11 protein-coding genes and 1 riboswitch are annotated in these 9486 nt (G+C 76.1%); of the genes, 9 read left to right on the top strand and 2 right to left on the bottom strand.

The window, feature by feature from the left end; all coding sequences use genetic code 11:
* From HCN56_RS20280 to HCN56_RS20240, 9 genes are all read left to right on the top strand, one after another.
* Positions 1-312: ROK family protein (locus HCN56_RS20280; RefSeq protein WP_376770901.1), on the top strand; the 312-nt coding region annotated here is incomplete at its 5' end.
* A 143-nt stretch (positions 313-455) separates the two neighbouring features.
* Positions 456-586: riboswitch (FMN riboswitch) on the top strand.
* Positions 587-761: 175 nt separating this feature from the next.
* Positions 762-1856, top strand: a complete 1095-nt coding sequence (ribD, locus tag HCN56_RS20275; RefSeq protein WP_167973200.1) for a bifunctional diaminohydroxyphosphoribosylaminopyrimidine deaminase/5-amino-6-(5-phosphoribosylamino)uracil reductase RibD — start codon at positions 762-764, stop codon at positions 1854-1856.
* Positions 1857-1859: 3 nt separating this feature from the next.
* Positions 1860-2546, top strand: coding sequence for a riboflavin synthase (locus tag HCN56_RS20270; RefSeq protein WP_167973196.1), 687 nt, complete (start codon positions 1860-1862; stop codon positions 2544-2546).
* Entirely contained in the window at positions 2543-3202 is a 660-nt protein-coding gene (locus HCN56_RS20265; RefSeq protein WP_167973194.1) for a nicotinamide mononucleotide transporter family protein, read from the top strand. Before HCN56_RS20270 ends, HCN56_RS20265 begins: the two co-directional genes overlap by 4 nt.
* A complete protein-coding gene (gene ribB / locus HCN56_RS20260) occupies positions 3199-4575 on the top strand; it encodes a 3,4-dihydroxy-2-butanone-4-phosphate synthase (protein ID WP_167973192.1) in 1377 nt (458 codons plus the stop codon). The genes HCN56_RS20265 and ribB overlap by 4 nt, the downstream gene beginning before the upstream one ends.
* A 79-nt stretch (positions 4576-4654) precedes the next feature.
* Positions 4655-5140, top strand: coding sequence for a 6,7-dimethyl-8-ribityllumazine synthase (ribH, locus tag HCN56_RS20255; protein WP_167973190.1), 486 nt, complete (start codon positions 4655-4657; stop codon positions 5138-5140).
* A gap of 40 nt (positions 5141-5180) precedes the next feature.
* Complete coding sequence (locus HCN56_RS20250) at positions 5181-5453, top strand: phosphoribosyl-ATP diphosphatase (protein WP_167934293.1); 273 nt, start codon at positions 5181-5183, stop codon at positions 5451-5453.
* Between the two features lie 100 nt (positions 5454-5553).
* Entirely contained in the window at positions 5554-6399 is an 846-nt protein-coding gene (gene hisG, locus HCN56_RS20245) for an ATP phosphoribosyltransferase (RefSeq protein ID WP_167973188.1), read from the top strand.
* A 52-nt stretch (positions 6400-6451) separates the two neighbouring features.
* On the top strand, positions 6452-6964 hold the full coding sequence (locus HCN56_RS20240; RefSeq protein ID WP_312871316.1) for a PH domain-containing protein: 513 nt from the start codon (positions 6452-6454) through the stop codon (positions 6962-6964).
* A 32-nt stretch (positions 6965-6996) separates the two neighbouring features.
* Here the strand turns inward: HCN56_RS20240 and HCN56_RS20235 are convergent, their stop codons facing one another.
* Both HCN56_RS20235 and HCN56_RS20230 read right to left on the bottom strand, forming a co-directional pair.
* Positions 6997-8811: an AAA family ATPase gene (locus HCN56_RS20235; RefSeq protein WP_167973186.1), complete on the bottom strand. Its 1815-nt coding sequence runs from the start codon at positions 8809-8811 to the stop codon at positions 6997-6999.
* Between the two features lie 45 nt (positions 8812-8856).
* Positions 8857-9450, bottom strand: a complete 594-nt coding sequence (locus HCN56_RS20230) for a uridine kinase family protein (protein ID WP_167973184.1) — start codon at positions 9448-9450, stop codon at positions 8857-8859.
* Positions 9451-9486 lie beyond the last annotated feature (36 nt).

The following is a 9486-nucleotide window of genomic DNA, read 5'->3' as shown; positions in this document are numbered from 1 at the left end:
CCCCCGGTCGAGGCGGCCGAGGCGTTCCTGGCGGTGCTCGCCGAGCGGATCGCCCTCGCCGCCGCGGCCGTCGCCGCCGTGCTGGACCCCGGCCGCGTGGTGCTCGGCGGGGAGACGGGCCGGGCCGGCGGCGACGGACTCGCGCGCCGGGTCGAGGAGCGGTTGCGCACCCTGTCACCGCTGGACACCGAGGTGCGCGCCGCGCGCTCCGGCGGCGGAGCGGTCCTGCGCGGTGCGCTGCTCACCGCGCTCGACGCCGCCCGTGACGCCCTCTTCGCCCCGGACGACCACCCGGCCGCCGGAGCCGGCTGAGCCACCCTCGCTGCCCGCTGTCCGCTGCCCGCTGCGCCGCCCGGTCACCGGCGCGCGCCCGCGTGTGACGCCCGGCACAGCCGCGCCGCCCCCGCCGCCGCCCGACCGCCACCCGTGGCAGACTGGTCCCGTATCAGTGACGCAAGCGCACTCCGGGGTCGGTGAAATTCCGAGCCGGCGGTTACAGTCCGCGACCCGGCCACCTCCAGTGGTCGGTTGACCAGGTGAAACTTCTGGACCGACGGTGAAAGTCCGGATGGGAGGCAGTGCGCGGCGGAACCGGCACGGCTGTGTGCCGCGTACCCGCGTCCCGGTGAACCCGGGGCCAGGTCCGCGCCCTCCCGCCGTCGCCGGTCGCCGTCCGTTTCTCCCAGCGCCCCGGACGTCTTGCCCGACAGGCAGGAGAACCGGTGGCAGCCCCAGCAGCCGACGACGCCGAGCGCCGCGCCATGCGCCGCGCCGTCGCACTCGCCGCCCGCGGCCTGGGGCGTACCCGCCCCAACCCCGTGGTCGGCTGCGTCGTGCTCGCCCCCGACGGCCGCACCGTCGGAGAGGGCCTGCACCGGCGGGCCGGCGGTCCGCACGCCGAGGTCGAGGCGCTCACCGCCGCCGGCGGCCTCGCTCGCGGCGGAACCGCCGTCGTCACCCTCGAACCCTGCGACCACACCGGCCGGACCGGTCCGTGCAGCCGCGCGCTGCTGGCGGCCGGTATCGCCCGTGTCGTCTACGCCGTGGCCGATCCCACCGCCGCCGCGGCCGGCGGGGCCGCCACTCTCCGCGCGGCCGGTGTCGAGGTCGCCGCCGGGCTGCTGGCGGCGGAGGCCGAGAACGTCAACCACGCCTGGCTCACCGCGGTCCGCCGCGGCCGCCCCGCCGTGACCTGGAAGTACGGCGCCACCCTCGACGGCCGGGTGGCCGCCGCCGACGGCAGCAGCCGCTGGATCACCTCCGCCGAGTCCCGCGCCGAGGTCCACCGGCTGCGGCACGAGGCCGACGCCGTCCTGGTCGGCTCCGGCACGCTGCGCGCCGACGACCCGCACCTCGCGGTCCGCGGCGTCCCCGACGCCGTCCAGCCGCTGCGGGTCGCGGTCGACACCGAGGCCGCGGTGGTGCGCCCCGGCGCCCGCGTCCTCGACGACGCGGCGCCCACCCTGGTCGCCGTCGCCGCCGACCTGCCCGCCGACCGCACCGCGGCGCTGGCCGGTGCCGACGTGGTCCGGCTGCCGCGCGCCGCGACCGGCCGAGGGCTGGACCCCGCCGCACTCCTGGCCGAGCTGCACCGCCGCGAGGTCCGGTCGGTGCTGCTGGAGGGCGGGCCCACCCTCGCCGGCGCCTGGCTGGCCGCCGGGGCGGTAGACCGGGTCGTCGGCTACCTCGCCCCCGCCCTGCTGGGCGCCGGGGCCCCGCTGCTCAACGACGCCGGCGTCGACACCGTCTCGGCCGCGCTGCGGCTGGAGATCACCGACGTCGCCCGCGTCGGACCCGACCTGCGCGTCACCGCCGTGCCCCGCCCCGCGGGCGTCCCCACCACCGAAGGGTCCTGACACGTGTTCACCGGAATCGTCGAAGAGCTGGGCGAGGTCGTCGCCGTCGAGGAGCACGGCGACTCGCGCCGCTTCCGGCTCCGCGGCCCGCTCGTCACCGCGGACGCCGGTCACGGCGACTCGATCGCCGTCAACGGCGTCTGCCTGACCGTGGTCGACCACGGCGACGGCGAGTTTGCCGCCGACGTCATGGCCGAGACGCTCCACCGCACCGGCCTCGGCGCGCTGCGTCCGGGCGCGCGCGTCAACCTGGAGCGCCCGATGGCGCTGGGGGGACGCCTCGGCGGCCACCTCGTGCAGGGACACGTCGACGGCACCGGCGTCGTCGTCCACCGCGAGCCGGGCGACCTCTGGGAGGTGGTCCGCATCTCGCTGCCCCCGGCCCTCGCCCGCTACGTGGTGGAAAAGGGGTCGATCACGGTGGACGGCGTCAGCCTCACCGTGGTGGAGGCGGCCGCCGACTCCTTCACCGTCAGCCTGATCCCCACCACGCTCGACCTGACCACCCTGGGGCTCCGGCAGCCCGGCGAGACCGTCAACCTGGAGGTGGACGTGCTCGCCAAGTACGTCGAGCGGCTGCTCACCCACGGCGGCCCGGGCGCCCACGGGGCCCTCGGCGCCGCGGGCCCCCGGCAGGCGGCCGCGGCCGCCGACGCCGTCCCGCCGACGGACGGGGAGCCGACACCGTGAGCTTCGTCGACACGCTCAACGCCACCGCCTTCGAGGCGCTGGGGCAGCCCATCAAGTGGTCCGACATGGTCGGCAACCTCTGCGGGCTGGCCGCCCTCGCCCTCGGCTGGCGCCGCTCGCTGTGGACCTGGCCGGTCCAGCTGCTCTCCGGGCTCATCCTGGTCTTCGCCTACGCCTCCGCCCAGCTCTCCGGCGGGGTGGGCAAGCAGCTGCTGGTCATCCTCGTCGCCGCGTGGGGCTGGCACCAGTGGCGGCGCCGGGGCCGCGACTCGGGCGACGGCCAGATCGAGGTGCGCTTCGCCACCTGGCGGGAGCGGGCGCTGCTGCTGGCCCTGGCCGCCGGCGGGACCGCCGCGGTCGGCGGCGTCTTCACCCTCTGGCCGCACCTCTCCTGGAACCCGTGGCCGGACGCCTACATCTTCGTCGGGACGCTCGTCGCCATGATCGCCCAGGCCCGGGGGCTGGTCGAGTTCTGGTTCGCCTGGCTGCTGGTCGACATCGTCGGCGTCCCCCTGGCGTTCAGCAGCGGCCTGGCCTTCTCCGGCCTGGTCTACATCCTCTACTTCGTCCTGGTCCTGTGGGGGCTGCGCGCCTGGTGGCTGCGGACCCGGACCCCGGTCACCGCCCGGCCGCTTCCCGAAGGAGCACCCGTATGAGCACCGAAGGCCCCCACCCCGCCGCAGGGACCGGCGAGACCCTCGACCCCGTCGAGCAGGCCGTGGCCGATCTCGCCGCCGGCCGGCCCGTGGTGGTGGTCGACGACGCGGACCGCGAGAACGAGGGCGATCTGGTCGCCGCCGCCGAGACCATCACCACCGAGACCGTGGCCTTCATGATGGCGCAGTGCCGCGGGCTGATCTGCGTCCCCATGGCGGGGGAGGACCTCGACCGGCTCCGGCTGCCGCAGATGGTGCCCGACAACACCGACAGCATGGGGACGGCCTTCACCGTCTCCGTCGACGCCACCGCGGCCCACGGGGTCACCACCGGCATCTCGGCGGCCGACCGCGCCGTGACCATCCGGCTGCTGGCGGACCCCCACGCGGCGCCGGGCGACTTCACCCGACCCGGCCATGTCTTCCCGCTCCGCGCCCGCGACGGCGGGGTCCGGGAGCGCCCGGGCCACACCGAGGCCGGCGTCGAACTGGCGCGGCTGGCCGGGCTCCGCCCGGCTGCGGCGATCGTCGAGATCGCGGGGGAGGACGGCGTCATGCTGCGGCTGCCGCAGCTCATCCCGTTCGCCCGGCGCCACGGCCTGACCGTCATCTCCATCGAGGAGCTGGCGCGCACCCTGGCCGCGGACGGCGCCACCCCGCCCGACCCCCGCCCCGCCGGCAGCGGCACCGGCACGGCCTCGCCGGCCCCGCCGCTCCCCGGCACCCCCGCCCACACCGCGGCCACCGCCGCCGTCCCGCTGCTGCGCGAGGGCGAGACCGCCCTGCCCACCTCCCACGGCGACCTGCGCGCCTACGGCTACCGTGCCGCCGACGGCGTCGAGCACATCGCCGTCGTCGCCGGTGAGATCGGCGACGGCGAGGACGTGCTGGTCCGCGTCCACTCCGAGTGCCTGACCGGGGACGTCCTCGGCTCGCTGCGGTGCGACTGCGGACCGCAGCTGCGCGACGCGCTGGACCGCATCCGGGCCGAGGGGCGCGGCGTACTGGTCTACCTGCGCGGCCACGAGGGGCGCGGGATCGGCCTGACCGCGAAGCTGCGCGCCTACCAGCTCCAGGAGCGCGGTCGGGACACCCTCGACGCCAATCTGGAGCTGGGGCTGCCCGCCGACGCCCGCGACTACTCGGCCGCCGCCGCGATCCTCGCCGAACTCGGCGTCCGCTCCCTGCGGTTGCTCACCAACAACCCGGGCAAGTCCGCCGCGCTCGGCGACCACGGCCTGCGGGTGCTGGAACGCGTCCGCTCCACCGCCGGCGCCGGCCGCCACAACCTGCGCTACCTGCGGGCCAAGCGCGACCGGATGGGCCACGACCTGCCGTGGCTCGACGCCCCGGCCGGCGCCGCCGGCTCCTGAGACGATCGTCCGACCTGGGACGACCGTCCGACCACCCCGCGCGGCCCCGCGCGGAGCACCAACCACCGAGGAGAGACACGTGAGCGGCAAGGGCGCACCCGAGGTCGACGTTCCCGAGCACACCGGACTGCGGGTCGCGGTCGTCGCGGCGCAGTGGCACACCACCGTGATGGACGGCCTCGTCGACGGCGCGTCGCGGGCCCTGCGCGAGCTGGGCATCGAGGAGTCCACCCTGGTACGGGTGCCGGGCAGCTTCGAACTCCCCGTGGCGGCACGGGTGCTGGCCGACCGCGGCTACGACGCTGTCGTCGCGCTCGGCGTCGTGATTCGCGGCGGAACACCGCACTTCGACTACGTGTGCCAGGGAGTGACCGAGGGGCTGACCCGGGTCGGTGTCGACACCGGGGTGCCGGTCGGGTTCGGTGTCCTCACCTGCGACACCGAACAGCAGGCCCTGGACCGCGCCGGGCTGCCGGGGTCGGCGGAGGACAAGGGCCACGAGGCGGTCACCGCCGCCGTCGCGACGGCGGCCACCCTGCGCGGGGTGTCCGAACTCCGGCACTGACGACGGGCGCCGGTGGCCCCCGCGTAGGCTAGGGGCCACCATGGCGAACAAGACATTCGAGGAGCTCTTCACCGAGCTCAGCCGCAAGGCGGCCACCGGCGACCCCGAGACCTCCCGCACCGCGGAGCTGGTCGCGGCGGGGGTCCACACCATCGGCAAGAAGGTCGTCGAGGAGGCCGCCGAGGTCTGGATGGCCGCCGAGCACGAGGGCGCCGACCGCACGGCCGAGGAGATCTCCCAGCTGCTGTACCACCTCCAGGTGATGATGGTGGCGCGCGGCATCTCGCTGGAGGACGTCTACTCCCACCTGTGACGCCCCGGCTCCCGCAGCCGACCGCGCCGCCGCCGGCCCGCACGGGGCCGGCACCCGAACCCGACACCCCGCACCCATTCGCACCGAAGGAAGCCACACCATGCTGCGCATCGCCGTCCCCAACAAAGGCGCTCTCTCCGAGCCGGCGGTGGCGATGCTCCATGAGGCCGGCTACCGCCAGCGGATGGACCGTCGCGAACTGGTGCTGCTCGACTCCGACAACAACGTCGAGTTCTTCTTCCTGCGCCCGCGCGACATCGCCGTCTACGTCGGCTCCGGCAAGCTCGACGTCGGGCTGACCGGACGGGACCTGCTCGTCGACTCCACCGCCGACGCCGAGGAGATCCTGCAGCTCGGCTTCGCCGCCTCGACCCTGCGGTTCGCTACCCGCCCCGGCGGCCCCCGCGACGTCACCGAGTTCGGCGGCCTCACCATCGCCACCTCCTTCGACGGCGTGGTCGCGCCCTACCTGGAGCGCCAGGGCGTGCAGGCGTCGGTGGTCCACCTCGACGGCGCGGTCGAGACCGCCATCAAGCTGGGCGTCGCCGACGTCATCGCCGACGTCGTCGAGACCGGTACCACCCTCCGCAACGCCGGGCTGGAGATCGTGGGCGACCCCGTCCTGGAGTCCGAGGCCGTGGTCATCCGGCGGCGGGGCGACGCCGAGGACCCGCGGGTGGCGCAGTTCCTGCGCCGCCTGCAGGGCGTCCTGGTCGCCCGCCGCTACGTGATGATGGACTACGACATCCGCGCGGAACTGGTCGAGCAGGCCATCGCCCTGACCCCCGGGCTGGAGTCCCCGACCGTCTCGCCGCTGCACGACCGCGGCTGGGTCGCCGTCCGCTCGATGGTCCCGACCCGGGAGGCGCAGCGCGTCATGGACGGGCTCTACGACCTGGGGGCGCGCGCCATCCTCACCACGCAGATCCACGCCTGCCGGCTGTGACCCCCGCAGCCGCCACCGCGCCCGCCGCACCCGCGACCAAGGACGACCACCGGTGAACACCTCCCACCCCACCGGGGCCGACGCCGGCCCCGCCGCCGAGGACCCGCGACCCGCGCTGCCGGCACTGCCGGTCACCTACCGCCCCACGGCGACCGTCGCGGTGCTGATGTCGCTCGGGGCCCTGGCGTTCGTCACGCTGACCGCGATCGGGTTCGCGCTCCCGAGCGAGGGCCCGGTGCGGCACTCGATCGGGGAGCAGGCGGCGTTCTGCCTCGCCGGTCTGCTGATCTGGGCCGTGCTGGCCCTGCTCAGCCGCCCCCGCGTCACCGCCACCGACCAGGGGCTGACCGTCGTCAACCTCACGTCGGTCCGCCGGCTGGAATGGGCGCAGGTGGTGCGGGTCAACCTCCGCGACGGTGACTCCTGGGCCTCGCTCGACCTTCACGACGGCACCGCGCTGCCCGTCATGGCGATCCAGCCGGCCGCCGGCCGGGAGGCGGCGGTGCGGCGGGCCCGCGCACTGCGCGACCTGGTCGAGGCGCACGGCGCCCCCGACCGGGGCTGAGCCCCCGGCCGCCGAGCGCACTGCCCCCGGGCTCAGCCCGGGGGCAGTCCCCGATCGTCGGCGCGCTCGCTGCCCCGGCCGCCGATCACCTCGCCGTAGGCGCGCATCAGGTCCGGCAGCCGCAGCGTCGTCAGCTCGGACCGCTCCGGCGCCGAGGGCAGCGCCGCCAGCCGCACGTCCCGGAACGCGCAGCTCGACTCGTACAGCTCCCGGACGAACCGGCCGTTGCCCAACTCGTCCGTCCACCCCCGTTCGGCCACGTGGTCGCAGACCGACCGCAGCTCGTCCCACGCCTCGGCGTCCCAGCGGTCGCCACCGAGCCGCGCCGCGCGCTCCGCGATGGCGGCCAGCTCCGGCGGCCCGTAGGTGGGGAAGTCCACCCGGGCCGGGAACCGGGAGGCCAGCGCCGGGTTGGCACCGAACAGCCGCCGCATGCCCTCGGGGTGGCCGGCGAGTATCACCACCAGCCGATCCCGGCTGTCCTCCGCGCGCTTGAGCAGGACCTGCAGCGCCTCGTCCCCGTACGCGTCGCCCTGCGCGTACCCGGAATGGGCGAGCCCGTGGGCCTCGTCCACGAAGAGGACACCGCCCACCGCCGAGTCGACCAACCGATCCGTCTTGACCGCCGTCTGCCCGAGGAACTCGCCGACCATATCGGCGCGGTGCGCCTCCACCAGCCGGTCGTGCTCGACGGCGCCGAGCGCGTGCAGTACCCGGGCGACGATCCGGGCCACCGTCGTCTTCCCGGTACCGGCCGGCCCGGAGAAGACCAGATGACGCTGCGGGGTCCGGGCCGGGAGCCCCTGGCCGGAACGGAGCCGCGCCATCCGCAGCTGCGCCGACAACGACCGGACGTGCTCCTTCACCGGCTCCAGGCCGACCATGTCCTCCAGTTCGGCCAGTGCCCGGGCCAGGGCGCTGGGAGGCGCGCCGTCCCCGCCGGGCCCCGCCGGTGCCGAGGCCTCCCCCGGGGGTGCACCGACGGGGCCCGGCCGGGCGGTCCGCTGCGACGGGACCGGGCCGGGCGCCGGCAGGCCTGCGGCATCGCCCTCGTCCGGCGGGGCCGACCAGTCGGGCTCCTCCTCGGCGAGCGCCAGCAGCCGGGCGGCGGTGTCGAGGAACGCCGGGTCCGCCCGCTGCACCGCCCGGTACAGCGGGATCGCCGCGGCGGTCCGCCCGCTGCCTTCCCGGGCCCGCGCCAGCCAGTAGCGCAGCTCCTTGCGCTGCGGCTGCTCGCTGCGGCACCGCGCGAGAGCGGTGGCCAGCACCGGCTCCGCCTGCCCGTACATCCCCAGTCGCACCCGGGCCATGCCGGCGAACAGCGACGCCTCCACCCCCAGCAGCGGGTCGTCCAGCAGGGTGGTGGTGTGCCGGAACAGCGCCTCCCAGTCCTTGGCCAGGTAGGCGCGGCAGCCGTGCAGGAAGCGGCTGCGGGCGTCGTCCCCGGGCGGCGGGCAGCGCCGGATCGCCGCGTCCAGCTCGGGCAGCCGGCGCGCGTCCAGCAGCTGGGAGGCGTGGGCGAGGAGCAGGTCGCGCGGTGACTCCAGGACGGGCTGCACCCACCAGCCGAGCCAGTACCAGGACGACAGTGGGCGGCCGTGCTCGGCTCGCTGCTCACCGAAGCGGTCCCGGTGCTCGAACATCATGCCCAGCGCCTCGGCCACCCCCACCCGCAGTGCGTGCAGCCCCAGCCAGGCGTCGGCCATGCCGGGGTCCTCGCGGACCGCGGCGCGGAAGCCGTCCTCGGCGTCCCCGTAGGCCCCGGCCGTGTAGGCGTCCACGCCCCGCAGCCACGCCAGGTCGGCGGCGGCGCGCCGCTGCCGGGCCTCCGGGCCGCCAGGCGTCATCGAGTCCCCCGAACGGGTCGTAGCGTCTCCTTCGGTGCGCGGCCGTCACCGGCGGCGGACCACATACCCGTCATACTGCGGGACAACCAGGATATCGGCTGCGTCCCGTGACGGATCGTCACGGAAGTGGTCGGCCTCGGCGGGCTTCCAGCCCGCCCAGAACTGGGCCTGCGCGGGGCCGTCGCGCCGCTGGCCGCGCCCCCAGGCCGTCGCCCGGTCGACCTCCAGCCAGAGCAGCAGCGACAGGTCGGGCCGGACGGCCCGCCGACCGGCGCCGACACCCTCCAGCAGCACCACTGGCGCCGGGGGTACCTCCCGCCAGGTGCCCGGCGTGCGGCGCTCCCAGTCGTAGGCGCGGAACCGCGCCGGTTCGCCGCGTCGCAGCGGGGCCAGCACCTCGTCGGCCAGCCGCTCCGTCCAGGCGAACAGGTGGCCGTGGTCGGCGAGGTCGTCGGAGCGGACCACCGGCGCACCCCCGAGCCGGTCCGCCAGCGCGTCGGCCAGCGTCGACTTCCCCGATCCGGCGTGGCCGTCGATCCCGATCAGCCGGACGCCGCCGAGAGCAGGCGCCGCGGCCGCGGCGAGGCGGGCGAGCCGCGCGACCCCGGGTGCGGCGGGGGAGGGGAGCGGGCCGGGCATCCGCCCAGACTACGGGGGCCGGCCGCCACGCCGGAC

Origin of the sequence: Streptomyces lonarensis (genome assembly GCF_012033735.1) — a bacterium.
Lineage (GTDB): Bacteria > Actinomycetota > Actinomycetes > Streptomycetales > Streptomycetaceae > Streptomyces > Streptomyces lonarensis.
This window is presented reverse-complemented; position numbering and strand designations above follow the sequence as displayed.

Bases quoted from the DNA above. Each gene is read 5' to 3' on its own strand.
- ribD (WP_167973200.1), top strand. From the start codon at position 762: ATGCGCCGCGCCGTCGCACTCGCCGCCCGCGGCCTGGGGCGTACCCGC.
- ribB (WP_167973192.1), top strand. From the start codon at position 3,199: ATGAGCACCGAAGGCCCCCACCCCGCCGCAGGGACCGGCGAGACCCTC.
- HCN56_RS20250 (WP_167934293.1), top strand. From the start codon at position 5,181: ATGGCGAACAAGACATTCGAGGAGCTCTTCACCGAGCTCAGCCGCAAG.
- hisG (WP_167973188.1), top strand. From the start codon at position 5,554: ATGCTGCGCATCGCCGTCCCCAACAAAGGCGCTCTCTCCGAGCCGGCG.
- HCN56_RS20235 (WP_167973186.1), bottom strand. From the start codon at position 8,811: ATGACGCCTGGCGGCCCGGAGGCCCGGCAGCGGCGCGCCGCCGCCGAC.
- HCN56_RS20230 (WP_167973184.1), bottom strand. From the start codon at position 9,450: ATGCCCGGCCCGCTCCCCTCCCCCGCCGCACCCGGGGTCGCGCGGCTC.